Annotated in this window: 19 protein-coding genes; 10 read left to right on the top strand and 9 right to left on the bottom strand. The window is 53.3% G+C overall.

Features of this window, described 5'->3' with window-relative positions; genetic code table 11:
• Positions 1-282: 282 nt before the first annotated feature.
• On the bottom strand, positions 283-891 hold the full coding sequence (locus FRY97_RS04635) for a nucleotidyltransferase family protein (RefSeq protein WP_147166261.1): 609 nt from the start codon (positions 889-891) through the stop codon (positions 283-285).
• Positions 892-1,025: 134 nt separating this feature from the next.
• Here FRY97_RS04635 and FRY97_RS04630 point away from each other — a divergent pair, with 134 nt between their 5' ends.
• Both FRY97_RS04630 and FRY97_RS04625 read left to right on the top strand, forming a co-directional pair.
• Positions 1,026-1,760 carry a DUF4197 domain-containing protein gene (locus FRY97_RS04630; RefSeq protein WP_147166260.1) on the top strand — a complete coding sequence of 245 codons (735 nt, stop codon included), beginning with the start codon at positions 1,026-1,028 and terminating at the stop codon, positions 1,758-1,760.
• A gap of 136 nt (positions 1,761-1,896) precedes the next feature.
• The gene (locus FRY97_RS04625) at positions 1,897-2,805 is read left to right on the top strand and encodes a DUF2279 domain-containing protein (protein ID WP_170254498.1); all 909 of its coding nucleotides are present in this window, start codon (positions 1,897-1,899) and stop codon (positions 2,803-2,805) included.
• Positions 2,806-2,815: 10 nt separating this feature from the next.
• Here the strand turns inward: FRY97_RS04625 and FRY97_RS04620 are convergent, their stop codons facing one another.
• Entirely contained in the window at positions 2,816-4,039 is a 1,224-nt protein-coding gene (locus FRY97_RS04620; protein ID WP_147166258.1) for a serine hydrolase domain-containing protein, read from the bottom strand.
• A 659-nt stretch (positions 4,040-4,698) separates the two neighbouring features.
• Here FRY97_RS04620 and FRY97_RS04615 point away from each other — a divergent pair.
• The 3 genes from FRY97_RS04615 to FRY97_RS04605 all read left to right on the top strand — a co-directional run bounded on the left by FRY97_RS04615 (position 4,699) and on the right by FRY97_RS04605 (position 10,416).
• Positions 4,699-5,430, top strand: coding sequence for a hypothetical protein (locus tag FRY97_RS04615; RefSeq protein ID WP_147166257.1), 732 nt, complete (start codon positions 4,699-4,701; stop codon positions 5,428-5,430).
• Positions 5,431-5,448: 18 nt separating this feature from the next.
• A complete protein-coding gene (locus FRY97_RS04610; protein WP_147166256.1) occupies positions 5,449-7,209 on the top strand; it encodes a hypothetical protein in 1,761 nt (586 codons plus the stop codon).
• 399 nt (positions 7,210-7,608) lie between these two features.
• Positions 7,609-10,416 carry a gliding motility-associated C-terminal domain-containing protein gene (locus FRY97_RS04605; protein WP_246141553.1) on the top strand — a complete coding sequence of 936 codons (2,808 nt, stop codon included), beginning with the start codon at positions 7,609-7,611 and terminating at the stop codon, positions 10,414-10,416.
• A gap of 259 nt (positions 10,417-10,675) precedes the next feature.
• On the opposite strand, the gene FRY97_RS04600 is transcribed toward FRY97_RS04605, so the two are convergent.
• Positions 10,676-11,485 (bottom strand): hypothetical protein, encoded by an 810-nt coding sequence (locus tag FRY97_RS04600; RefSeq protein ID WP_147166255.1) that lies wholly within the window; start codon positions 11,483-11,485, stop codon positions 10,676-10,678.
• Between the two features lie 220 nt (positions 11,486-11,705).
• Positions 11,706-12,440 (bottom strand): CDP-alcohol phosphatidyltransferase family protein, encoded by a 735-nt coding sequence (locus FRY97_RS04595; protein WP_147166254.1) that lies wholly within the window; start codon positions 12,438-12,440, stop codon positions 11,706-11,708.
• A 70-nt stretch (positions 12,441-12,510) separates the two neighbouring features.
• Between FRY97_RS04595 and FRY97_RS04590 the strand changes: the two genes are divergently transcribed.
• Positions 12,511-14,100 (top strand): sodium:solute symporter family protein, encoded by a 1,590-nt coding sequence (locus tag FRY97_RS04590; protein WP_147166253.1) that lies wholly within the window; start codon positions 12,511-12,513, stop codon positions 14,098-14,100.
• An 86-nt stretch (positions 14,101-14,186) separates the two neighbouring features.
• Here the strand turns inward: FRY97_RS04590 and rfbC are convergent, their stop codons facing one another.
• Both rfbC and der read right to left on the bottom strand, forming a co-directional pair.
• Positions 14,187-14,735, bottom strand: coding sequence for a dTDP-4-dehydrorhamnose 3,5-epimerase (rfbC, locus tag FRY97_RS04585; RefSeq protein WP_147166252.1), 549 nt, complete (start codon positions 14,733-14,735; stop codon positions 14,187-14,189).
• Between the two features lie 106 nt (positions 14,736-14,841).
• Positions 14,842-16,146: a ribosome biogenesis GTPase Der gene (gene der, locus FRY97_RS04580; RefSeq protein WP_317131901.1), complete on the bottom strand. Its 1,305-nt coding sequence runs from the start codon at positions 16,144-16,146 to the stop codon at positions 14,842-14,844.
• 301 nt (positions 16,147-16,447) lie between these two features.
• On the opposite strand from der, the gene FRY97_RS04575 reads away from it, so the two are divergent.
• On the top strand, positions 16,448-16,903 hold the full coding sequence (locus FRY97_RS04575) for a hypothetical protein (protein WP_147166250.1): 456 nt from the start codon (positions 16,448-16,450) through the stop codon (positions 16,901-16,903).
• Here FRY97_RS04575 and FRY97_RS04570 read toward each other — a convergent pair.
• Both FRY97_RS04570 and FRY97_RS04565 read right to left on the bottom strand, forming a co-directional pair.
• Complete coding sequence (locus FRY97_RS04570; RefSeq protein WP_147166249.1) at positions 16,900-18,078, bottom strand: amidohydrolase family protein; 1,179 nt, start codon at positions 18,076-18,078, stop codon at positions 16,900-16,902. The two genes, FRY97_RS04575 and FRY97_RS04570, sit on opposite strands and share 4 nt — an antisense overlap.
• A gap of 47 nt (positions 18,079-18,125) precedes the next feature.
• Positions 18,126-19,238 (bottom strand): DUF1015 family protein, encoded by a 1,113-nt coding sequence (locus FRY97_RS04565; RefSeq protein ID WP_147166248.1) that lies wholly within the window; start codon positions 19,236-19,238, stop codon positions 18,126-18,128.
• A 630-nt stretch (positions 19,239-19,868) separates the two neighbouring features.
• Here FRY97_RS04565 and FRY97_RS04560 point away from each other — a divergent pair.
• The 3 genes from FRY97_RS04560 (at position 19,869) to FRY97_RS04550 (ending at position 23,509) form a co-directional block, all read left to right on the top strand.
• The gene (locus FRY97_RS04560; protein WP_147166247.1) at positions 19,869-20,186 is read left to right on the top strand and encodes a hypothetical protein; all 318 of its coding nucleotides are present in this window, start codon (positions 19,869-19,871) and stop codon (positions 20,184-20,186) included.
• Between the two features lie 535 nt (positions 20,187-20,721).
• On the top strand, positions 20,722-22,836 hold the full coding sequence (metG, locus tag FRY97_RS04555; RefSeq protein ID WP_147166246.1) for a methionine--tRNA ligase: 2,115 nt from the start codon (positions 20,722-20,724) through the stop codon (positions 22,834-22,836).
• Positions 22,837-23,281: 445 nt separating this feature from the next.
• A complete protein-coding gene (locus tag FRY97_RS04550; protein WP_147166245.1) occupies positions 23,282-23,509 on the top strand; it encodes a hypothetical protein in 228 nt (75 codons plus the stop codon).
• 311 nt (positions 23,510-23,820) lie between these two features.
• Here FRY97_RS04550 and FRY97_RS04545 read toward each other — a convergent pair whose 3' ends face one another.
• Positions 23,821-25,068, bottom strand: a complete 1,248-nt coding sequence (locus FRY97_RS04545; RefSeq protein WP_147166244.1) for an NAD(P)/FAD-dependent oxidoreductase — start codon at positions 25,066-25,068, stop codon at positions 23,821-23,823.
• Between the last annotated feature and the right edge of the window lie 193 nt (positions 25,069-25,261).

The raw sequence follows: 25,261 nt of genomic DNA, 5'->3' as shown, positions 1-25,261 counted from the left end.
TTTAACGAAGAGTAGGCGGAAAAGAACGAAACTTGGGGTGGCAAGGATTTATGGCTTGAGGCACTAGTGGTCTGTCAAGTGTTAATTTATGGGTTGAGTGGGAGCGAATTTTGAGGCTAAATCAAGGCGGATGTTCCCGCGCATAGCAGCGCTACGCAAGGGGTTGTCCAACGAAGAGTAGCCTCAAAAGTCGCCGCAGGCAACCCCTAGTTTTAGCCTTGACAGACCACTAGAGCCCGACAAGCCTAAACGCAAGCGACATTTCGGCTAAAGCCCATAACATCAGCTGCCGCGCAGCAGGCGTTCGTAGTCTTCAGGATAATCCAAATCGAAACCCCCTCCTTGAAAAGGGAAAGCCAAGAGCGCAGATGCATATTTCTGGAGCACTGGCCTGGCCCCCTTCTGGCCAGCCAGGCTGAGGAGCTCTGGGAAAATGCGGGCACGGAAAACAGCAGGCACTCCCAGTACGCCTTCATACGCTGCAGCTATGCCTGGCGCAGCCGACCCCTTCAGGGCTGCCAACATCTGGCTCAGCACTCCGGCGGTCAGGTAAGGCTGATCTGTCAGGATAAAACCGGCGTATTCCAGCCTTGGGCAAAGCTGTAGTGCTTTGGACAAGCCAACCGCTACGCTCCCCCCCATTCCGCTCTCCCAGTTTGGGTTATCCGCAACAACAGCGGCTGTGCCAGCTACAGCGGCACCAACCTCGGCAGCACGCGCCCCGGTCACTGCGATGGTCCAGCCAAAACCTGCCTCTTGTGCCAGGCGGCAGGCACGGGCGGCCATCGTTTCCCCTTTCCATTCGAGCAGCTGCTTGGGCTGCCCCATACGGGTGGAGGCACCTGCTGCCAATATGATCGCAGCGCTAAGGTTGTCCGCTTCCCTCATCATCCCTTGTGGTTTTCGTTAAACTTAGCAAATGTTCTGTTAAACCATAGACAGGCGGCTACTAATATGAGCCGGAATGGGTTGTTGAAGGGTCAGCCCTCCTATTGCAAGGGCATTGTTCATGAAAAAAAAGGATTATGCAACTCAAATGGATTTTTGCACTCACCTTATCCCTTTTGGCGCTCGCCCCCTCTTTCGGGCAAGCCTGGAAAGACAAGCTCAAATCGGCTAAAGACGGCCTGCTGGGCACAGACACCCCCCTTAGTGCAGAAGACGCAGCAGCTGGGCTCAGGGAGGCGCTCACACTGGGCGCGAGCGAGGCCAGCGGTTTTTTATCTGCGGAGGATGGGTTCCTCAAAAGCCAATATAAAATTGAGCTGCCGGACGATGTGCGCGACATTGCACGCAGGCTCCGCGCAGTGCCTGGCTTCCAGAACCTAGAGGAAGAGCTCACCATACGGATGAACCGTGCAGCGGAGCTAGCTGCTCAAAAAGCACAGCCCATATTTACCGATGCTATCCGCCAAATGAGTTTCCAAGACGCTATGGACATCCTTACCGGCCAGGATAATGCTGCCACCCAATACCTCTACGGCACTACCTATCAGGGGCTCTACGACGGCTTCAAGCCCGTCATCATCAATGCCCTTGACGAGGTCAATGCACGGGCTTATTGGAAGAGCGCTGTCGTGGCTTACAACAAACTCCCCTTGGTGCAAAAAGCCAACCCGGAGCTAGACGACTACGTCACGTCCCGGTCCTTAGAAGGGCTTTTTGCGCTGGTAGAAGTCAAGGAAAAAGATATCCGTGAGAACGCTAGTGCCCGGACATCAGACCTGCTAAAGCGCGTTTTTGCCAAGCAAAGGCAATAAGCCCCCAGCCTTTAACAGGCCCAGCCTGAAATTTTGCCGGTGCATCGCTTATCTTTGAGGCATGTACCGGCTATATTTTCCCCTTATCCTACTTTTTTGCCTCAGCAGCCCTGCTTCGGGGCAAAAGCAGTTTTTGATGCCCTCCGACACCTTCAACCAAGCGCGTTTCTGGGCCTGTGCGGGCGTGGGCGCTGGCTTGTATGCAGGTGCCTCCGTAGGGCTATACCATGCTTGGTACAAAAACTACGACCTTGGCCCTTTCCGCACTTTTGACGACAGCGGAGAGTGGATGGGCATGGACAAAGCCGGGCATTTGATGACAGCTTATGCGCAGGCCGATATTGCCTACCGGGGCTTGCGCTGGACTGGCCTGCGCCCGGGCCGTTCGACACTGCTCGCCATTGGGGTAGGCACCGTGCTTCAAGGCACTATAGAGGTAATGGACGGTTTTTCTGAAAAGTGGGGGTTCTCTTGGTACGACATCGGCTTTAACACCTTGGGCGTAGGGGCATTCGCCGCCCAACAGTGGGCTTGGGGCGAGCAGCGCATCCGCTTCAAGATGTCCAATACGCGCCCTAGGTACAGCACTGCCCCAATCTTTTCAACAGATGGCGCACAGCAGTCTACCCTTAGGGAAAGGGCTTATGACCTGTACGGGCAGCGCTATGCCGAAGCCTTCCTTAAAGACTACAACGGGCAGATCATATGGGCATCGGCCAATCTTGCCTCCTTCTGCGGAGAGGACGCCCCGAGCTGGCTGCCACCATGGCTCAACCTCGCTGCCGGGTACGGCGCCAGCAATATGTACGGCGGGCACGGCAATACCTGGGCTGACGAATCAACTGGAGCCAACTTTTCCGCACCCGCTGCCTTGCAGCGGCAGCGGCAGTACTACCTTTCCTTTGACATTGACTTAAAGAAAATCCCGTTCCGCAAACCGTGGCTGCGCACCGCCTGCTCACTCCTCAACTGGATTAAAATCCCTAGCCCTTCGCTGGAGCTCAGCCCACAAGGGAAGGTACGTTTCCATCCTATGCTTTGGTAGCGGCAAGCGTTCAGGATTGGGGGCCAAAGCGCTCCAGGTAACCTTGCAGGAAAGCGGGGACAAACGCCCCGACCGTATGGTTGGCCCCATTGGAGAGGACCACAATGCCAATATCCTCTTTCGGGAGAAAGCCGATCTCTGCGCGGAAGCCATCCACATAACCGCTGTGCGTGTGCACCGCTGTGCCCTGCCAGTCGATCAAGCGCCAGCCAAGCCCATAGTGAGCGGATGTAATGCCCGGCCAATGCCGCAAAGACCGCTCCCCAATAGGTATATCGGCTATAGGCGAAAACACCTCTTGCAGAGCTTGCTGCGAGAGCACGCCCGGCTTGCTGCCCATCATGGCTTGCAGCCAATTGGCCATGTCTTTGATGCTGGCATTGACACCAGCTGCCGCGGGCACTTCGTAATACCCCGGGGAGACTTCCGCTTCGACATACCCATCAGCCCTCTTTTGGTGGGGCTTTGCTTTTTCCCGGGCCTTTTGATAGTGGCTCAGACCACAGCCTGCGGTCGCCATGCCCAAAGGCTTGAAGAGCTGCACCTGCAGCAGTTGGCCAAAGGGCTCTTGGCACGCCCCTTCCATAAAGTCGGCCGCAAGGTTGAAGGCTACATTTTGGTAGTTATGGAAAGTGCCCGGCTCATGTGAAAGGGGCACTTGCCCGAGCATGCCCAATATCAGCGGATAGGGCCGGTCCATGTTCAACAGGTTTGAAAAAGTATGCCTGGGCAAGCCAGTGGTATGGCTTAAAAGCTGCTGAAGGGTAAGGTCTTGGATGTGCTGCGGCAAAGCAGCTTTCCCCTCCGCCCAAAAGCGCCCAAGGGGGTCTGCCCAAGAAAACGCCCCTTGCCCCTGCAGATAGGCTGCAAGCACGCCAGTCATCCCTTTCGACAGGGAAGCTACCCTGAAAAGCGTGCTAGAAGTGACCGGCTCCCCGCCGCTTAGGCTGCAGGCCCCTCCCCCTTCCATAGCTACAATGACCCCATCCTTTACCACTGCGTATGCATAGCCGGGCACCCCTTCGAGGGCAAACGACTGCTCAAGCCTGTGCAGCTGGGCATCTAAGAATGCCACTGTAGAAGCATCCATGGCTTCCGCCCAGGCCGCAATAGCCGCCGAACGATGGCCGCCCTCTACATAGGCAGGCTGGGGCATACTGGCCGTAGCCGCTGCGGCAAAGAATACAAAAAACGTATATATAGCCTTTTGAAGGATTGTAAGTCGTTCTGGCACAGACTTCACTTTTGTTAAAAAAATACTTGGTGAAATGACCGTTTAAAAAGACTACAAGTTTAGCAGCAAACGCGGAGAATGCCAAAAATCATACTGCCAAATCAGCATTTTAGATAAATTACGTACAGCGACATTCAAAGATAGCCCTACTGCACCGGCCCAGCCCTTGAGAAAATAGCTGAGCGCACTCTTTTTATACAGCTAAATTTTCTTATTTTGTGCTTTGTAAAATATGAGGCAACACCGGTGTCAGCAGCCTCAAAGTATAAAATAGCTTTATTGCAGCGGTCTAAGCTAGGGTCCCCCCAACGTCAGTTTTCCGATTGCCGTGCCCCCGCTACCACATAATCCCACTACCTTCTACGATAAGCGTAACTACTACACTAAGCAATGTAGCCTGTTGTTCATGATCAGGCTCTACATCCTGTTTGCACTAACCAATCATTTGAAACAGCACAAAATCGTTTTTAGCCCGGAGCGCTAGCGCCCCGAGCACATATACAAACATTTATGCTGATAGTTGGGCTCACGGCGGGGCGCTGATGGCAACAAGCGGCAGGCGCATTGGGCCCGTGAACTGGCAACAAGCCCAAAACGGTCAATTGCAGCATTTTAGCTGAAGGTGAGAGTAAAATTATTGAACGCTTAAAGTAAAAGTTTTGCCCCAAAAAACGCTCCGACATAACGGCCTTTGCTGGCTATTGCTGGTTTTTCTGAGCTTGCTGCAGCTCGGGGCGGCAGGGCAATCTGATACCTGTAGCCTTTACCGGCATTGCAACACTGCTTCTTTTAGCTTTTCTACAGGGTCTAGCGCTTTAGCCGGGCTCTCCTATGCCAAGGACATGCCCGGCCGCTGGGCCATCAGGTATGGCATAGATTTTATGGATTTCAGCCTGCGCAAATGGGAGACCAACTTCAACCGCTTTGCCTACTACGCCTCTATCAACCTCGATGTACGGCAAACTGCGCTTACAGCCCTTTGGGACTATTCCCTCACGCACAACGGCGGCATCCGGCTTGTGGGCGGAATGGCTTTCTTCTTCAACAATCAGATCAGCGGCTCCATAAAACTGAGAGATGCGGTGCAGTTCAATGATATCGCTTTCGAACCGGATGAGCTAGGCTACGTAATGGGCGGTGTGAGGTACAACCTGTTGTTCAACCCTTACCTGGGCTTAGGCCTGGGCCATGTCATTGATGCAAACCGCAGGGTTTCTATCAGCGCAGACCTGGGCGCCTACTATAAAGGAGCCCCCGAAATTTTCGTGGACGGCACGAGCCTGATCCGGAATAACGAGCACAATGCTAAAGTGCTCACCCGCAATTTATCCCCCTACCGGTGGTACCCGGTAGTCAACATACGAATTGGCTTTTCTTTTAATCCTGAATAAGATAATCCTGAATTAATCATGAAAAAGTTAAACGATCTAACAAGGCTTGCTCTGTTGCTAGCGGCTATGGCCCTTAGCACAGTATCCTGCACCAAGATGGAGGATGTCCTGAAGGGCACTTCTCTCAACCTCAACACGGACCTGCTCAAGAACCCACTGACGATACAGGTGCTCCCTGCAACGCCTGGCGAGGAGATCCCTACAGATGTGAAAATCACCACGCTGGGCCCTGACCGGGACAAAGTTTATACCGTATTTGGCGAGAAAGACCTGCGGATGAACATCAACCCTCAGGACCCGAGCGTTGGCTTTATTTCTATTGGCATCCGTAAAATTGAGCAGTACAGCACGATAGACCCTATCGAGTTTGCAGTGAAAATTGAAGCGGAGGGCTATTTGCCAACCACCCGCTACTACCGTATCGACAACGAGGACAATCAGTTCAAGACGGTCCGCCTGCTTGCGAAGAACAGCCGTATCGATGGCATACAGACCGACCGCAACAGCTTGAAAGTAACGCAGAGGGGGCTCGAGAGCAGCACCCGCCTACGTGCAGCAGCGGTCAGCACCGGCGAACAACTGGAAGTGACTGTAGCGCCTCAAACCGAGTTCTTGGCTGCAGACGGCCGCAAGCTGACCGGCAGCGTGGAAGCGTTTATGGCGCACTACGACTTCAGCAAGCGGGGCGTACATGAAATGTCCCCCGTAGATCTGTACGGGGCTGATGCCCTCGACAAAGCAGGCAACCACCTGGGAGAATCCATCTTTACCAGCCTGGCCACTTACTCTCTGGAAATGGAAACGGCCGAAGGGGAAGTGAAGACCTTCTCCCAACCCTTGGAAGTGACGGTAAAGCTTGCAGATGACGCCATCAACCCGGTGACGGAAATGAAGGTAGAGGCCGGCGACCGCATCCCGGTGTGGAGCTTCAACGAAGAGCTGGGCCTGTGGCAAGAAGAAACAGAGGCTGTCGTAGTTGCTGATGCCGGCAACCGCCTTTACGCCCGCTTCGAACAAGCCCACCTCTCTACTTGGTTCCTCGGAGGCCGCCGTTTCTGCCGGCCATTTACGGAAATCGACATCCTCAACACCAATCAGTTCCGGACTGACCCCGAACGCTATTATTTCGTGGAGATCATCCGCGCGGACAATGACGCCATCCTGACCACTTATCAGACTCGTTTCTACAACGGGCAGACCATCAGCGTCATCATCGGCAATACCATGGCCAATACAGAGGTGTACTTCAAGGTCTATACCAATGGCGCAGGCCCTTGCTCCACCGGCGACTTGCTTTACACTTCGCCCGACTTCCTCCCTTGCGGTGAGAACCTGACCTTGGACCTCTCTGAGCCATTGTCCAATGATATGCTCACCCGCATTTTTGTGACGGTTTCCGGCACTTGCTCTTCTGATTACAACGACTTGGTCGTCAGCCCGAGCGTGCCCATCTTTTACCGGGAGACTGGCTGCGATACTTACGCCCCCCTAGGCTGGCTGATTGAAGGCGAAGGCTCTACTTCCTCTCTGAATATTGGGGAATACTATGATTTCCGTATTTCTTACCTCAGCCTCGACCGCTGCATTTTCGACCTGCAAGTGCCGACTACAGATACCACAGTCATCATTGACAGCCCGGTCTACAGCTTCACGGAAACGGTCAATATCAACTATGAAGCCGATGGCAGGACTATCATTTTTGACTACACCGACATTGAAGTCCCTGATCAGGCCTGCGATGAGTATATCGAATACCTGGAGAGCAACCCTTTCGAGTAAACCGCTAGTGCCTTAAGTCATAAATCTCTGATACTTAAGTTGAAGTTATTTTCCGACTAATCAAGGCGAAGGTTCGCGACTTTTGCCTGAGCTAAAGGAGCGGTTCTTTAACGAAGAGGAGGCGGAAAATAACAAAACTTGGGGTGTCAAGGATTTATGGCTTGAGGCACTAGGCTAAGTCTCCCCTGAACGTCTATTTTGACAGGTTTAAGTAGTATTTTATTGAAGCACTCCCTCGAGGGAGTGCTTCTTTTTTTGTCGTACAAGCAGTAAATCAATGGCTTGAAGGCCTCTGGCACAAACTATTTCAAGGGGTTGCCCGTTAAAAATTATGCTAACCATCATCGCCTGTACGGCAGTTGTACGTATCTTCTGCACAACAAGTTAAAGCCTTCGCCTATGTCTATGATAAAATACCTGCCACGTACGCTATTTCTACTGGCGCTCTTCTGCACCATCTCCAGCCCGCTACAAGCTACCCACAACCGGGCGGGGGAAATCATTGTGCGCAGGGTTTTCGATGACTGCTCCCTGCCCGGGCCAGAAGGACTGACCATAGAAGCGACCATCATCACCTATACCAAAGCCAGCAGTATACCTGCTGACCGCGACACCCTTGTCATCTGTTGGGGGGACGGCTTTTGCGAAAGCGTAGCCAGGAGCAATGGGGCGGGCAACCCTCCACAGGGCGAGCTGCTCGAAAATGATACGAAGCGGAACTTCTACATAGCCACCCACACCTTCCCTTCCCGAGGGACGTATAAGATAACCATGACCGATCCCAACCGGAATGGCGGCATCCTGAATGTCAATTTCCCCAATTCAGATCAGATCCGCTTCCATTTGGAGACCACTTATACTTTTCTCAACCCACAGTTCCAAGGCTGCAACAACTCCCCGGTCTTGCTACAGCCGCCCGTTGACATCGGCTGCGTGGGCAAAGTGTTCACCCACAACCCTAATGCATTTGACGAAGACAATGACAGCCTGACCTACGAATTCATCACGCCCCTCCAAGATATTGGCACCCCTGTGACCAATTACGAGCCGGTCACCATGATTGGCCCGGGCATTGGCAACCAAATTGCCATCAACCCTCAGACTGGGGAAATCACCTGGGATGCGCCACAGCGGAGGGGGGAATACAATATCGCGATCTTGATCCGAGAATTCAGGAATGGGCAGGAGATTGGCTCTATCGTGCGGGACATGCAGATCCTGATTGAAGAATGCGAAAACCTGCCTCCTGAGATTGAAGTGCCCTTTGACGAAATCTGTGTCGTAGCAGGGGATGTCCTGGAGTTTGACGTCATCGCGACCGCCCCCTTATCGGAGAGCGATCAGCTCGTGCGCCTGACTGCCTTGGGCGGCCCCTTTGAGGTCGCTGCCAGCCCAGCTACCTTCACACCGGATACCGATGCGTTCGAGGAAGACCCCGTGGTCAAGACTTTCCGATGGGAGACGCCCTGCGAGGCCATTTCTGCACAATATTACCAAGTAGTCTTTAAAGCCACCGATAACTTCTTCGGTGACACTACAGGCCTGGCCACCCTGAAAACGGTCCGGATTAAAGTAGTAGGGCCCCCGCCTGAGGATGTACAAGCCACCTCCGAAGCTAGCGTGGTCCAAGTATCCTGGGAGCGCCCCTATGCTTGCGAAGTGACCGAAAATGATTACTTCAGAGGGTTTACCGTATGGCGCAGAGAAGGCAGCCTCGACCTCCCCATCGATACCTGCAGCCCCGGCTTGGACGGCAGCGGCTACACCAAGCTCTTCAACGCGCCCATCATGGATGAGGAGGACGGGCGCTATGTTTATTTTGATGAAAACGTAGAACGGGGCCGCACTTACTGCTACCGTATCCTGGCAGAGTTCGCACTGTCAACCCCAACCGGTAGCACGACTTACAATGCGGTGGAAAGCCTGCCTTCAGAGGAAGTCTGCGTTCAGCTCAACCGGGACATCCCGCTGATCACGCATGTCAATGTGCTCAGTACAGATGGCGCAAATGGGGAAATAGAGGTCTGCTGGTCTAAACCGCTAGCGGAAGACTTGGACACCCTCCAAAACCCCGGCCCCTACGTGTACGAAGTTTTCCGGGCCACAGGGCTCAGCCCAGCCCCTACCGACTTCATCTCGACCGGGGCCATTTTCACCTCCCCTACCTTTGCAGGGGCTAATGATACCTGCTTCACAGATGTAGGGCTCAACACCGCCGGCTCAGCATACAGCTACCGCGTCGCCTTTTATGTAAACAATGAAGTGGAGCCCTTAGGCGAGACCAACCCGGCTTCTTCTGTTTTCCTTTCTATTGCCCCTACGGATAACGCCAACGCCTTGTCTTGGAGCGAAAATGTGCCCTGGAACAATTCCGAGTACACCGTATTCCGTCAAAATGAAGCCGGCACCTTCGATTCCCTAACGACGGTCACCGCTCAAATGTACCGGGATACAGGGCTAGTAAATGGGGAAGAATACTGCTACTACATACGCTCCAGCGGTTCGTACGGGGTAGTTGGGCTCCCCTCCCCACTGCTCAACAACTCTCAGGAAGCATGCGGCGTGCCGGTAGACAACGTTGCGCCCTGCCCTCCGGAGCTTGCCGTTGAAAATGATTGCGGGGAGAATATAAGCTGCGAAGATGAGAACAGCTTGCTCAATACCCTCACTTGGACGAACCCCATGGACATTTGCCCGGAAACGGACGATGTCGTGGGCTACCGGGTGTATTATGCCCCATTTGAAGGCGAGCCCTTCCAACAAATTGCAGAAATTGCGGATGCACGCCTCAACAACCTTGAGGATAAGCCAGCGTTTGGCATTGCAGGCTGCTATGCCGTAACGGCTATCGACACCTTCCTCAATGAAAGCGCCTTCAGCAATATCGTCTGTGTAGATAACTGCCCGTCCTATATCCTGCCTAATGCCTTCACGCCAAATGGCGACGGGCAAAACGATATCTTCCGGCCCATGTCTTCCTGCTTTATCGAGCGGGTCGAGTTTACCGTGTTCAACCGGTGGGGGCAGACCGTCTTTAACACTACAGACCCGCAGTTGAATTGGGATGGCAAGAACCTGACCGGCAGCAATCTGGCGGAGGGCACCTACTTCTACAAGTGCCGTTACTTTGAGCGAAGGGTAGACGGGATCATCCCCGGCCCTGAAATTTTGAGCGGCTATATTGAGCTCATTAAAGGAGAGCGGTAAAACGTCCACCAATCAGATGGCTTTGGGGGCTCCCCTTGCCTAACGGCATAGGGGCGCTATGCTGCGGGGCTCGCTCTTCGCTCGGCCCTATCGGGCTGGCCACCCCTCCGCAGCGCTAGCCCGGCCCCAGCATAATCAGAGCAGCAGCATTCGGGCTTGTGCCCATCGCAAAGAGACTGTTGCCCCTACCTAAAAACCCCTTGGAAAAGGCTTCCAAGGGGTTTTTCCATGCACAAAAAGTGCTCCGACCATACCGGCATTAGCTGCCCAGCTGATCAATTTTATACTTCGCACGCTCCACATACTTGCTGTCTGTGATCTGCTTGTAAAGCGCTACAGCACCAGCATTATCCCCTTTAGCCTCCAGGATTTCAGCTTTCTGCATCACGTACTTATCGCCTTCGCCCGCTGCAGCTGCCTCAATGGCTTTGTCAGCATGCATCAGCGCCTTGTCCTGATCGCCTTCGGCCAGGTAAGCATCGCTGAGGTAATAGTTCACATTGGCACTTTCGCGGCTTTCCAGGAAAGACGCAGCCATCGCCATAACGGTGCCCCAATCTTTGTCGCCCCAAGCTACGCCGACCATATTCTCAGCCTTATCGAACATCGTCTGAGCCTTATCCGCCTTTTTGGCTTTATCGCACACCTCCCCGGCCGCGATATAAGCGGCTACAGCTTCAGCCTTCTGCTCCAGCCCTTCTAGTGCTTGCGCACGACCAATATAGTTAGCATAGAACCCAGGATTGTAATCCACGCCCTGCTCGTAAGCTGCCAGCGCTCCCTCAAAATCGTCTGCTTTCCGCTTGCTAGTACCTACATAATAAGCAGCGATTGCACCGTTCTTCTTCGCCAAGGCCATCACTTTGACATCCGTTTCGGAAGAAGAATCCGCAGCCTCAAGCGCTTGTTCCATAAGCATCAGCCCTTCGGCATAGCTTTTCTCCTTTATTTTGCCCAGGCCGTCATTGTACAAACTTGCAGCAGATGCCGTTTGCTCTTCTTGCGCCAAAAGGCCTGTAGCCGCCCCTGTAAAGACCAGAGCACACACAACTAAAATCATTCTTCTCACGATAAAAACACGTTTTGGTTAAAAATTAAATTCCACTAAAGCAGGGTGTATCCATAGTTGGCAAGCTTTTATTCGGCAACAAAACCCCTGAAGTGTACGCCTACCGAAAAAAAGCGCCCATAAAAGTAAATAAAGCTTCATTAATACCGGGCATTAGCCACGGCAAGAAACAAAAAATGGGCGTATTGCAAAAAACCTAACAATATCAAGCCTTCAGTGTTCAATTGTTTTCCCTTCCCCGGGCTCCGGCAAGGCCCAAACTGGCCACGGCCGCAAAAACCGCGAAATAAGCCAGGCCTGCCACATTAGCCCAGAACCAGATGGAAGGAAGCTGAGGCGCATGCCAGAGCGTGGCCACAACAGCCACAACCATCAAAGCAGACATCAGCAAATTGCCTGCCCGCCATTCTCGGGTGCGGCTAGGATAAGCAAACTTTATGGGCACAAACTGCAGTACGATCAGCAAGGCTACGACTGCTGCATTCCACGCTTCAGGCCAGCTGAACACCATAATGAGGAAGTAAGCAGCCATATTCCACATAACAGGGAACCCCACGAAGTAAAGGTCTGCTGAAATCATGCCCGACTTGCCATAATACAAGGCTGAAGCCACTAAGACCAGGGCGATAAGCCAAAGGCTAAGGTGCTCGGGAAGCACCCCTGCCTGATAGATGAGGAAAGCAGGCACGATGGCGTATGCTGCAAAATCGATGACGAAGTCAATGCTCTTGCCGCTCATTTCTGGCAACACCTCAGCCACCCGGAAATAGCGGGCCAGTGTGCCATCTACCCCATCGATAAATTGGGCAGCGAGCAGCCACCACATGGCCTCCGGGAAGTCTTGCCTGGCACCGGCCAGCAGAGCTAAAAACACCGTGACAATACCACTTGCTGTAAAGAGGTGGACACCCCAGGCTTTCACCTGCTCTGCCCAAGACGGATGTGTACCTGCCATAGATTTGCCGCTTGTAGTAGCGCTAAATTATGGGTAATTTCCCGCAATTCAGAATTTGAACCCACGCTACATGAACCGCCCCGCCCTTATCTGGCGCCATTTCCGGCCTGCTCTAGCCCTTCTCGTGCTACTGGGCGCGGCAGGGCTTGCCCTTGACGCTTTTGCCCAAGAGCCTCTTCAGTGGGGGGCTTACCTGTCTATGATGGCATTTTACGCTGTCATTTTTGGGCTGGGCGCCTATGCTGGCAACCGGGAAACCTCTAAAAGCGACGACCATCTGATTTTAGCAGGCCGCAAGCTGCCGCTATGGCTGGCGGTGTTCACCATGAGTGCCACTTGGGTAGGCGGCGGGTACATCAACGGCACGGCAGAGTATACCGCCACTGCCGGGCTAGTGTGGGTACAAGCCCCTTGGGGCTATGCCCTGAGCCTGGTCATTGGGGGGCTCTTCTTTGCACGCACTATGCGGGCACACCGGTTCAGGACACTGCTCGACCCCTTCCGGCAGCGGTTTGGGCAACGGGCGGTGAGCCTATTGTTCCTGCCTGCCCTTAGCGGCGAGCTATTTTGGACAGCAGCCATACTCACCGCGTTGGGGACGACTTTCGGCGCTATCGCGGGGATCGATACACAAGCGGCCATCATTATTTCAGCGGCCATTACTATGGCTTATACTGCACTCGGCGGCCTGTGGGCTGTTGCCCTGACTGACTTTGTGCAGCTTTTGCTCTTGTTTGGCGGGCTGGCACTGGCCATCCCCTATGCGATGGGCAGCGCGGGAGGGCTATCGGCAGCATGGGGCATATATACCGACACCTATGGCCAGGCGGCAAAGCTCTGGCCCACCCGCGAAGCGCTCGGCGCTTATTACTGGAACTGGTGGGACTATGCCCTGCTCCTCATTTTTGGAGGGATACCCTGGCAGGTCTACTTTCAGCGGGTATTGTCGGCACGCACCCCTCAGATCGCAGTGCGGCTTTCGCTCGTCGCCGGGCTCGTATGCCTGTTGGCTGCCGTCCCCGCTGTCTTGATAGGCATAGCAGCCCAAGCTGTCGACTGGGCGGGCATGGGCCTTCCCGCTCCGCCCGATGCAGCATCAACCCTCCCTTGGGCGATACGTTACCTTACGCCCTATGGTGTCGGGATTGTGGGGCTAGGGGCAGTCGCAGCAGCGGTGATGTCTTCAGCAGACTCTTCCATGCTTTCGGCCTCCTCTATGGCAGGATGGAACATAGTCAAGCCGCTTTCGCGAAAAAAACTGGACATGAGCCAGCTGGTCAAGAAGCTCATCTGGATCTCTGGGACGGCAGCGACCCTAATCGCTTTGAACATCAAAAGCGTGTACGAGCTGTGGTTCCTCTGTAGCGACTTTGTGTACTGCTTATTGTTCCCGGCACTTTGTGCAGCCCTGTTCGACCCCAAAGCGAACACCCCTGGCGTTGTTGCAGGCTTCGGCATAGCTGCAGCGCTCAGGTTCGGCGGAGGGGATGCCACTTTGGGGCTTCCCGTGCTCCTCCCTTATCCTATGATAGAAGACGGTGTCTGCCTGTTCCCTTTCCGGACTTTATCCATGGCCTGTGGGCTAGCTGCCATCCTGATTGTTTCCAGGCTTACGCAAATGTATTGCCCTGCAAAGCCCCTGCAGGTTATGGAACGCTAAGCTTAGAGGGCATTGGAAGCTCCCGGCACACGGCTAAAATAAAAAGCCGGCCTGGGCGGGAGCTGCTATGAGATGAGCGGGGAAGGCTAATCTTTGCGGTGGTGCCCCAACACTGGCAGCACTTGGTCTTTTTCAGAAAGTATAGCGGAGCTCAAATCGAAGCCGTTCCAGTCGATGCCTATACCGGGGTCGTCAAAACGGATGCCGCCTTCCTTGTCTTTGGCATAAAAGTTATCGCACTTGTAAAAGAACTCTGCGGTCTCGCTGAGCACCAAATAGCCATGTGCAAACCCCCTGGGCACGAAGAGCTGCCGTTTGTTCGCTGCGCTCAGCGTAATGCCGAACCACTCGCCGTAGGTCGGTGAGCCTTCTCGGATATCGACGGCGACATCAAATACTTCCCCTTCTGTTACCCGTACGAGCTTGGCTTGGGCATGCGCTCCTACCTGGTAATGCAGCCCCCTGAGCACTCCGCGCACAGACCGGGCCTGATTGTCCTGAACAAACTGGGCTTCGATGCCTGCTTTTGCGAAAGCATCCTGATTATAGGCTTCAAAAAAATAGCCCCGCCCGTCTTCCCAAACCGTAGGTTCAAAAATCTTCAGCCCATCAATCGGCGTATCCAGAAATGGCATAAGTCAAAAGTTTTACCCGGTCCGAAGATAAGCCCGGCATTGGTTTCCCCAAAGGCTACACTCCACCAATCTTCAGCTAAAGGAAGAGCAGCCCTTTGCTCCGGTTTTATTTTTGGCGGAAAAAGATACCGATAGGCACACCGGAAAAATCAAACTGTTTGCGCAGCTGGTTTTCCAGGTAGTGCTTATAGTTTTCCTTTACATGCTTGGGGTTGTTGCAGAAAAAAGCGAAAGCCGGGTAGTAAGTCGGGAGCTGGGTGACGTACTTGATTTTCACAAAACGCCCGCGGTGAGAAGGCGGCGGGTAGCGCTCGATAGCCTCTAGCATCACCTCATTGAGCTGGGAAGTCTTGATCTTCCGGTTGCGGTTTTCATAAACGCGCATGGCCTCTTCAACGGCTTTGAAGATCCGCTGCTTGTCATGAACGGAGATGAACAGGACGGGGATGTCGTTGAAAGGGGCGATGCGCTTCTTCAGCTCTGCTTCGTAATCTCGGGCCGTATTGGTCTCTTTATCCACAAGGTCCCATTTATTGACCAAGATGACCACTCCTTTGTTGCGGCGCTGCGCAAGCCTTAGAATGCTCATGTCTTGGGCTTCCACGCCAGTTTGGGCATCGATCATCATCAGGCAGACATCAGCCTCTTCAATAGCTTTGATGGCCCTCATCACGGAGTAAAACTCGAGGTCCTCAGCGACACGTGATTTTTTCCGGATCCCCGCTGTATCGATGAGCAGGAAGTCCATGTCGTACTTGGTGTAGCGGGAGTGGATGGAGTCGCGGGTAGTGCCTGCAATGTCCGTGACGATATTCCGGTCTTCCCCCAATAGCGCATTCGTGAGGGAAGACTTACCGACGTTGGGCTGCCCAACGATAGCAAACTTAGGCAGGCCGTTATTGGTTTCTGTGTCCTCTTCTATGTGCTCTACCACAGCGTCGAGCAGCTCTCCAGAGCCGCTGCCGGTTATGGAAGAAAGGAAGAAGGTATTTTCGAAGCCCAAGCTCCAAAACTCGTTCGCCTCGATCAACCGGTTGTGGTTGTCTACCTTATTGACTGCCAGGTAGACAGGTTTATCGCTACGGCGGAGCATGCCGGCCACTTCCTCGTCGAGGTCGGTAATACCGGTGGTCACATCCACCATAAAGACGATCACGCGGGCCTCCTCTATAGCGATATTGACCTGAGAGCGGATTGCGGACTCAAAAACATCTTCGGAGTTTTTCACGAACCCGCCTGTGTCGACAACGGTAAAGGTTTTGCCATTCCAAAAGGAAGTGCCATACTGCCGGTCGCGGGTCACCCCGCTTATATCATCGATGATGGCTTGCCGCTCACCGATCAAGCGGTTATAAAGTGTTGATTTGCCCACGTTAGGGCGCCCGACAATGGCTACAATATTGTTATTCATGATATCGAAAATCGTGCTTGGCTTAATAGTAAGCCCAGGATGGCTGCCCATTATTGAGCGGCGCCAACAGCCAAGCAGGCCCTGCTGCCAGGGTACCTTTCTAGCTGAACGTGCAAAGATAGGCTTTTTCCTCCTCGCAGCCATGCATTTAGCAGCTAGGAATACGGGCGGGGGCGATATTCAGCTCAAAGGCCTGCCCCTCCATTTTTTTGGCCTTGAGTTATGGAATTTCAGCCTTCCTGCGTCTATATAATGATGCTTCCCCGGAAGCCCCCGAGAAAACTCCCTAAAACCAAAGAAAATGAAAACACTGAACACCCTGATTTCAGGTCTGTGCCTGATCATCTCAGCCTATGGGCTATCCGCTCAGGCCCCTACTGCCTCCTTCTCACTTCAGCCCAGCTCTTCCGCTCCTTACCTTCAGGCTACCCCCCACAAGATTGAGCTGAGCGGAGTCCCGCTGCTGCATGCCCTGCAATGGATGGAACGCCCTATTGAGCCCTGCCCTTATACCCCCATTGCATTAGCGGAAATTCAGCCCGGCGATGCCTATCTCCTGGGCTATCCCGAAAACTTAGAGCCGCTGCTCAGCCAAACTGTAGATTTCGTGCTGTCCTGTGAAGATTGCAGCCTTTCTGACCTTCAAGCCTTCGGCTACGATTTCCTCCAGGGCTGGCTCCTTTTGCAACAACAACTGCAACGCGCCCCCCACCCTATTGTTGGCGTATGGCCGGCTATGGCCTGGGCTTTCCGCTAAAGCAACCGCCTTACCTGCGTATCAGCCTGCAGGCGGAGGCTTTCATCGAGGCTGAGCAAGTTGAGGCCCGGCTTTTTGCCAGGGGCTATGCTGCCCAGCTCATCCTCAAACCCAAGAGCCTCCGCCCCATTCAGCGTTGCCCACTGCAACAAAGTTCCGAATGGAATGAATGACTTGTAGCGGGCAATGGCTTTCAGCTCCTCCAATACAGACAGCTGCCAGTTGGAGGTGAGGCTATCCGTGCCTATGGTCATTTTTGCGCCTTCGTCCAAAAAAGCCTGATAGTCTGGCAGCCGGTTTTCGATGTAAAGGTTGGCATTGGCACAAGTTGCCCAATAGACCTGCGGGCTCCACTCGTGTGCTGCCCGGATATCCGCTGCTGTTGTCATGGTGTTGTGCACAAACAAAGTGCGGCAGCCTGGGTTCATATGCTGCATAGCGTAATGGATGGAGGTTTTCCCGGTAGCCTGCAGGTGAGAGACCGGGAAGCCGAAGCCTTCGTAAAAGCCGATAAAGCCCCCCTCCATATTCAGGAAGAACTCGTCTTCGTGCGTAGTTTCCTGATTATGGATGCTCACGGTTATTCCGCTTGCAGGGTTGAGCTGGTTGATTTTCCGGAATAGCCCGGGCGAAACCGTATAAGGCGCATGTGGCACAGCCACCCTGACATTGCCCTCTCCATGTGCTTGCCCGTCATAAGCTTGTTTGTACCCTTCAAAGGACTGTTCGGTCATGCTTTCCTGTAGGAAATCGAACATCTCTACGAAGGTGTAGTAGCGGATGGGGCTTTGCCGCTTCCGAGCCGCAGTATCTATTTTGTTGGAAATATCGCCCACGGCTACGATGCCGGCTTCGTACATCTCTTGGTCGGCCTGATCGATAGCTGCCTGTATCTCTTCCATGGGGATGTCCCTAAACTGAACGACTTTCTGCAAAAAAGGCAGCAAGCCAGTGCCGGTGTCCACCTTCCCCTTCATGTGGGAGAGCTCGAGATGGCAATGAGTATTGATAAAGCCGGGGACAATCGCCCCTTTGTGAGCTTCCAGAGTGGCGGGGTCATGTCCCTCACGGGGCTCTACTGCTTGCACCCGCCCTTCTTCGTTTACAATGACCACGCCTCCGGGGATAGGAGGTGAGGAAACCGGGAAGATGTAGTCTGCTGTTATCTTACGCATGATTTTTTATTGTTTTCCGGAGCTGGATGCCCTGCAGGGCAGTATTTTTAATGGTAGGCCTGGACCAGCAGGCCATTTTTCATCCGTGGCTCAAACCAAGTGGATTTAGGGGGCAGCACCTTGCCCAAGTCTGCTATTTTCATCACTTCCTGCATCTGTACAGGATAAAGGCAAAACGCCACTGCCTCTTCGTGTTTCTCGACCTGCTTGGCAACGCCCTTCACACCCTTCGGGCCTTCTACGTAATAAATCCTTTTATCATTGCGGACATCCTCTATGCCCAATAGGCCTGCCATAATTTTATGATTGAGCAGCATGGCATCGAGGAGTACCTCTTTATCGGCATATTCAAGGAGCACCCGCTCTTTCCAACGGAGCAGATACCATTGCCCTTGCAGCAGCATGGTGACCTCAAATTTTCGGGAGGGGCGGGATGGGGCCTGCAATACTGCGACCTCGAACCAATGGGACAGATGCGCTACAAAAGTAGCCGGGGAATGGCCATTAAGGCTGGAGACCACCCGGTTGAAATCGAATATTTCAATATGCTGAAAAGGGAAGAAAGCTGCAAAAAAGCTGGAATACACCTCTTTTTCCTCACCGTTTTTCATGCGTTGGTACATTTCAACGGCGGTGAAGGTCCGGTGGTGCCCATCGGCAATGTAGGAGACAGGGACCTGCTGCCGGAAAATGCCCTGCAGCCAGTGGATATGCTCCGGCTCTTCCACCGCCCAAATGAGGTGTTCCTCTTCTTTATCTTCGAAAGGGACGGCCAAGACAGGTTGGCAGGCCTGCGTATACCGCTCAAGCCAGGCTTGCAGTTCTGGAACGGGCTCATGTGCTAGCAGGACCGGTTTGACCGCTGCCTGCCTGGATTTTAGGAGCTGCAGCTGTTTGGCTTCCTTTTCTGCTATGGTGTGCTCGTGCTTACGGATCCGCCCCTCGAGAAAGTCTTCTACCGCTACCCCGCCCATGACTCCGGTATACACATGGCTAGCCTTACGGATACTGTAAATGTAGAGCCCGGGGCGGCCGAAACGGCCGAACAGGCCGGAGGCATAGTACTTCCGATAATCCTGCTTCACATTACTGAAAAAATCTTTGGGCGATTCAACCTCATCTAGCAATGGGTATGTCGCGCGAAAGGGTGTCAGCTGCATGTAGGTTTCATCTCTTCAGAAAAGCTCCGCCTTTCTGGGTTATGGCTTATATGGTCTTGAAAAGCAGCTCGCCCGCTCACCTCGTACAAATGATATGGACAGGACAGCTCGGCAGCTCTTAAATCGGGCGGGAAATTACAAAAAAAATATGCGGGCAGGCATAATTGAGCAGAAGGCTGCAGGAAAGGCTAGTGCCTCAAGCCATAAATCCTTGACACCCCAAGTTTCGTTCTTTTCCGCCTACTCTTCGTTAAAGAACCGCTCCTTTAGCTCGGGCTAAAGTCGCGAACCTTCGCCTTGATTAGCCGGAAAACAACTTCAACTTAAGTATCAGAGATTTATGACTTAAGGCACTAGGGCATAAAGAAAGTGTAGCGGCAAAACCGCTACACTCCAAAAAAACTAAACCCCAGTTATAAATCTTGTCAGCGAATTTACGCTGTGTTGTTCGAAATTCACCTCTATAACGCGCCTGGTTTTTGCTTTGTTGCCCGGTAAATGTTAAAATTTGGCGCTTCCAAAGTGGTGCAAGGCAAGTGATGCTAGACAGGCCGGTTAATATTTGTGCTGTAAGCGGCGCTCCAAAAATCCATGCTGCCTATTTCACCGTATGTTATATAAAATGCTCCCATGGACCACTTAGCAATCAGGACTGCAATTTTCAGTATTGGCATAAATAATGCGCCGGCACCACAGCCTATGGAGGCCCTCAGCAGGTTTTTGGAAGGCATTTCACAGCATGCCGCTCACCTTACCGGCCCACTGCAATATGTAAAGCAGTTGGATTACCGGGAGTACGATACTTCACTGCAGGCAGCCACTTATCAGCTCAGGTTTGAGCATGGCACTTTGCTCGTTCAGCTGTCGTGCCTCACTTCGCGCGAGCTTTGGGAAATCAGCCAACTGCACTGGGGCTCCACTTCTCCCCGTATGGCAATAGCATCCTAAGCACAGCCTCCCAGGCTGTAGCTTCGACAGCTTCACCTAAATTTGCAGGGCAAGCCTAACTGACATTGCTGCAATGCTGCGGCAGAGGGCAGCCCAAGCCACTACAGTGGCATTGGACAAGCGATGCGGAGGGGTGCAAGCCCGGCAGGGCCGAGCGGATAGCGAGCCCCGAAGCGTAGCGGCCCGTGCCGTTAGGCAGGGGTGGCCCCATAAAAACTGCAACCTAGCTCCACCCCCTCATCTTAAAACTTGGGATTAATATGGCCGCGGGCCCCTTCCGCGGTATGGCTGGAGGAGCTCCCCTTTCCCCTCTTTTGCGGAACCAAATCTTTCTGTAGCCCGTTTTTAGCATCACTTTTATCATCGTGCCCCCTGTAAAAGGTACGGATTTGCCATAAACCTTTTAGTTTTGCGGCAGAACGCAGGCGGAAGGGGCTTAGTGCTGTTGCTGGCTAGAGCCCCTCTTTGAAGCAAGGCCCCCTAGCCTTTACTTCTCCGCTCGCTGAACGATTGCTGAAACCGCTTAAAACATATCATGAGCAAGAGATACCTCGTTACTTCTGCCCTACCCTATGCCAACGGAGCCCTTCACTTGGGGCACCTTGCCGGTGCTTACCTCCCCGCCGATATCTATGTCCGCTACCTGAGGCTTATGGGCCGCGACGTAGTCTGGGTATGCGGATCGGATGAGCATGGCGCTGCTATTACCATACGGGCTAAAAAAGAAGGGACATCCCCACAGGAGATCATAGATAAGTACCATACGCTGAACAAAGGCACCTTTGAAAAGCTGGGCATCTCTTTCGATATGTACCACCGTACAAGCGAGCCGATCCACCACGAGACCGCACAGGAATTCTTCACCCGCCTGTACGAGAAAGGGGGCGAATTTGAGGAGCGCGAACAGGAGCAATACTACGATGAGGATTACGATCAGTTTCTTGCAGACCGCTACATTTCAGGCACTTGCCCTAAGTGTGGCCACGAAGAAGCCTACGGGGACCAATGCGAGAACTGTGGCTCTGACCTTTCCCCTACGGAGCTCATCAACCCCCGCTCTACGCTCAGTGGGAAAGCGCCAGTGCTCCGGACGACCAAACACTGGTACTTCAAGCTGGACAAACATGAGGGCTGGCTCAGGGATTGGATCTTGAATGGCGACTTGGACGGACAGCCGCACCACGACGCTAAAGCTTGGAAGCGGCACGTCACCGGGCAATGCTTGAGCTGGCTCGATAGCGGGCTGCAGCCCCGGGCCATCACCCGGGACCTTGACTGGGGCATCCCTGTGCCCTTACAGGAGGCAGAGGGGAAAGTGCTTTACGTCTGGTTTGATGCCCCGATCGGCTACATCTCTGCCACTCGCGCCTGGGCTGAAGAAAACGGGAAAGACTGGGAAGCCTATTGGAAAAACCCTGATACACAGCTGGTACACTTTATCGGCAAGGATAATATTGTTTTCCATTGTATTGTTTTCCCTGCTATGCTCAAAGCTTATGGCAGCTACAACCTGCCGGTAAACGTTCCGGCCAACCAATTCCTCAACTTTGAAGGGCAAAAATTCTCAAAATCCCGTGGCTGGGGGATCGAGCAGCACGAATATCTGGAGGAGTTTGCAGATTTCCCCAACAAAGAGGATGCGCTGCGGTATGCCTTGATCCGGAATATGCCGGAGAACCGGGACGCAGACTTCAAGTGGGACGAGTTTGTAGAATTTCATGACAAAGAGCTGGCAGATAATCTTGGCAACTTCATCAATCGCGTGGTTGTCCTTACCCATAAGTACTTTGATGGGGAAGTGCCTGCCTGCAGCCTGAGCCTCGGAGCAGCTCTCGGGCCGGTACGCGAAATTGCAGCGCGCCTCACCCACGACCTCGAGCAGTTCAATTTCCGTACGGCAGCGCTCGCTCTGATGGAGCTCAGCTCTTGGGGCAATACCTACCTACAGGATAAAGCCCCTTGGGCGATCTACAAGACAGACCCGGAAAGCCAAGAGATAAAAGACCATATGTTTGTGGGGCTTCAGGTGGCGGCCTTGCTGAGCCTGCTCAGCGCTCCTTTCATCCCATTTACCAGCGATAAGCTAAGGCGGATCCTTGGCCTGGAATCCGCGGCCAACGGTAGCCTGAGCCAGGCCTTGCAGCTGTTGTCTGCGCACGAGCCCTTGCTGCCTGTGGGGCATCAGCTGGGGGAAGCAGAGCTGCTGTTCGCAAAAATCCATGACCGGAAAGATGACAGCAGGCTAAAGATCATCGAAAAGCAGAAAGCCAAATTACAGGAGCTGATGGCCGCCGCTGAGCCCATCGAACGGGAGCCGGCCAAGCCGGTCATTGAATTTGACGACTTTACCAAGCTTGACCTCCGCACCGGCACGATCACCGCAGCGGAAGCTGTGCCCAAAGCCAACAAGCTGCTCAAGCTGACGGTAGACCTTGGCACGGAGGAGCGGACGGTGGTTTCAGGCATTGCTAAGCACTATAAAGCTGAGGAACTTCTTGGGCAACAGGTAGTGGTCGTGGCCAATCTTGCTCCGCGCAAGCTCAGGGGGGTGGAATCACAAGGCATGATTTTGATGGCAGAAAACAACGAAGGCAAGCTTGTTTTTGTGCAGGCTGAAGCAGGTTTTGGCAATGGCTGGACCGTTCGCTAGCGCCTTGCACAACCAATTTGCTAAAAAAGAGTTGTTACGAGCATATTTTGAGCTCTAGAACTAGGTAAAGGCCTGCTGGCCACCAACGGCCGTCAGCAGGCTTTTTCATCACCAGACTTGATGCGCCGGGCAGGTGGGGCAGGCAAATGAACTGTTCTCAACCATACGCTGGCTTTCTCAGGTGGGGCCTGCCCCTGCCGCAAGGCAGGTGCCGCTATGCTACGGGGCTCGCTATCCGCTCGGCCCTATCGGGCTTACACCCCTGCGCAGCGCTAGGCCAATGCTAGACAACAGCATAAACGCCTGCAATGTTTTGGGTTGCGCTCCTTCAGGAGCTGAGCCTGAGCTGAGCGGCTGGAAAAGGCATAACGTGGGGAGGGAAGCGACATTTCAGCCCTGCAATGCTCCCCGGCGCATCAAGCCTACTAAATGATCAGCTATCATCATGCCGACCTCTAAAAAAATCATAGCTGCCGGTGCCCTTTTCCTCCTTTTGGGCATACTCGCTGTAGCTTTCAGTCAGACGCTAATCGAAGATGTACTTCAGGTGGAGCGGGAATTCGGAGAAGAGCCCCTAAGCTTGTCTTTTGTGAGGGGCGGGCTTTTTGTGGCCACAATGGGCGCAGCCCTCCTGTTTTACGGTGCCCGGAAAAGCCGGAAGGCTAGGGGGTGAGCACAAACAAAAGGCAGCCTTCCGAAGAAACGGAAGACTGCCGCTTTACACTCACTAGTTTATGAAACTTTAAACCAACGTTGAAATTAGGTTTTATGCTGATAGAACATCAATCCAAGCTAGAATATTGCTTTGTCAAGATGTTTTCTGCGTTGTATTCAAGTTTAAAATGCAATCAGTTGTTATAATGACCCAATTTTATTGAAAAAAGTTCCCGTCTGAGCATTTTTTCTTGCGAAAAAGCTGTTTCAAGCCATTTCCAACTGTTTGTACGTATTAAAGAAGGCTTATTAGGGCTTTAGGTTGGTTGGTCACTGCTTTTTTTTCAAAAACATTTTTAGCCAGAAGGCTGGGCGGGCCAGCTGTTCCCTAAGGCTAAAATCATTGTACATGCCTGATAGTACCTCAATGACTTTTTGGTTGCCAGCGATGATACTGGCAATGAGGTTCACAATAGCGGGGTACATCAGCATTTTCTGCAGGCGGTAGCTCAGCCTCATTTCAGAGCCTAGCACCCGGTCTACCCGCTTATCGTAGGCTTTCAGAAAAGCGGCAGAATAATCCTCGGCCATTATGCATTGCTGTAGTTGTTCAGCAGCAATAAACCCACTGTAGAAAGCATTGCCGATCCCCTCTCCCGTGAGCGGGTCGACGAGATGCCCCGCATCGCCAACCAACATATAGTGATCTCCGGAAATTGAGCGGCGTTTGGACCCCAGTGGCAACCCAAAGCCCTTGACTTTGCCAATGAGCTCTGCCTGGCTGAAGCGCGCGCTCAATACAGGATGCTCCCGCAACAGTTTATCCAGTTCTTCGCGCAGGTTAAAGCCGCGTTTGGCCATGATATCACTGCGCATGCCCAAGCCGACATTCGCCTGCCCATCAGGCAGAGGGAATATCCAAAAATAACCCGGCGTGATCGCCTTGATGAAGTGGAGCTCGATGAAGTTGTCTTTGTCTAGCCCGGCCACGCCTTTGTAATAAGCCCTGACTGCAGCGGCGTAATGCTTGGGGTCTTTTGCCAGCCCGGCCTGTTTTCTGCTGAAAGCAGAATAGGCGCCATCTGCAGCTATGAGCATCCGGCAATGAATAGTGCGCCCGTCTTTGGTGCCTACCGCCCAGCCGTTGGGCTGCTTTTGGTAAGTGCTGACCTCTACACCCTCCCAAAATTCAATATTTGCCCTCCTCTTCACCTCCCCGATGAGGAAGTCGTCGAAGTCCAGCCTTTTTGCGACATAACCGGGGGCGGAGGTAGCTTCCCTGACATAATTAGGCTTAAAAGGGATATTGAGGTTTTTGTTGTCGGGCGAGACAAACCGGATGCCCCACACATCCGATTGGATCGGGCGTGCATTGAACCGTTCCAAGATGGCGGGGTCCAGCCGGTTAAGGAGGGTCGTTACTTTGCCACTAATGGCATCACCGCATACTTTATCACGTGGGAAAGCCGCTTTATCGATCAGCAGGCTCGGGATCCCGAGATAGCTGAGCTTAAGGGCTGTGGCTACCCCGCCTGGGCCAGCACCGACAATACAGGCTTCAATAGTAGAAGTGTTCATAATTTGGGATTCAATATACTTAGCAGGCAGTACAGCCTGCCGGCTAAAGTTACTCACTGTTGGCGAAAAGTCGGGCAGAGCAAGACGGGTATCCCACAAAGAAGGCCCGTAAGCGGTTCTTGCTTACGGGCCCTTTAGATTCCCCCTTATCTTACAATCGTACTGATCGCCAGATAAGTATCAAAATTGTCGA

This window comes from Phaeodactylibacter luteus (assembly GCF_007993045.1).
In the GTDB taxonomy this organism is placed as follows: Bacteria; Bacteroidota; Bacteroidia; order Chitinophagales; family Saprospiraceae; genus Phaeodactylibacter; species Phaeodactylibacter luteus.
Note: the sequence above shows the minus strand (reverse complement) of the source record. Positions and strands in the feature narration are given on the sequence as shown.

Excerpts from the sequence above, each read along its gene's own strand:
- FRY97_RS04595 (WP_147166254.1), bottom strand. The coding sequence starts at position 12,440 with ATGGCAGGTACACATCCGTCTTGGGCAGAGCAGGTGAAAGCCTGGGGT.
- FRY97_RS04560 (WP_147166247.1), top strand. The coding sequence starts at position 19,869 with ATGGACCACTTAGCAATCAGGACTGCAATTTTCAGTATTGGCATAAAT.
- FRY97_RS04550 (WP_147166245.1), top strand. The coding sequence starts at position 23,282 with ATGCCGACCTCTAAAAAAATCATAGCTGCCGGTGCCCTTTTCCTCCTT.
- FRY97_RS04565 (WP_147166248.1), bottom strand. The coding sequence starts at position 19,238 with ATGCAGCTGACACCCTTTCGCGCGACATACCCATTGCTAGATGAGGTT.
- FRY97_RS04545 (WP_147166244.1), bottom strand. The coding sequence starts at position 25,068 with ATGAACACTTCTACTATTGAAGCCTGTATTGTCGGTGCTGGCCCAGGC.
- FRY97_RS04625 (WP_170254498.1), top strand. The coding sequence starts at position 1,897 with ATGCCCTCCGACACCTTCAACCAAGCGCGTTTCTGGGCCTGTGCGGGC.
- metG (WP_147166246.1), top strand. The coding sequence starts at position 20,722 with ATGAGCAAGAGATACCTCGTTACTTCTGCCCTACCCTATGCCAACGGA.
- FRY97_RS04610 (WP_147166256.1), top strand. The coding sequence starts at position 5,449 with ATGAAAAAGTTAAACGATCTAACAAGGCTTGCTCTGTTGCTAGCGGCT.
- FRY97_RS04635 (WP_147166261.1), bottom strand. The coding sequence starts at position 891 with ATGATGAGGGAAGCGGACAACCTTAGCGCTGCGATCATATTGGCAGCA.
- FRY97_RS04575 (WP_147166250.1), top strand. The coding sequence starts at position 16,448 with ATGAAAACACTGAACACCCTGATTTCAGGTCTGTGCCTGATCATCTCA.
- FRY97_RS04630 (WP_147166260.1), top strand. The coding sequence starts at position 1,026 with ATGCAACTCAAATGGATTTTTGCACTCACCTTATCCCTTTTGGCGCTC.
- FRY97_RS04570 (WP_147166249.1), bottom strand. The coding sequence starts at position 18,078 with ATGCGTAAGATAACAGCAGACTACATCTTCCCGGTTTCCTCACCTCCT.
- FRY97_RS04590 (WP_147166253.1), top strand. The coding sequence starts at position 12,511 with ATGAACCGCCCCGCCCTTATCTGGCGCCATTTCCGGCCTGCTCTAGCC.
- der (WP_317131901.1), bottom strand. The coding sequence starts at position 16,146 with ATGAATAACAATATTGTAGCCATTGTCGGGCGCCCTAACGTGGGCAAA.
- FRY97_RS04605 (WP_246141553.1), top strand. The coding sequence starts at position 7,609 with ATGTCTATGATAAAATACCTGCCACGTACGCTATTTCTACTGGCGCTC.
- rfbC (WP_147166252.1), bottom strand. The coding sequence starts at position 14,735 with ATGCCATTTCTGGATACGCCGATTGATGGGCTGAAGATTTTTGAACCT.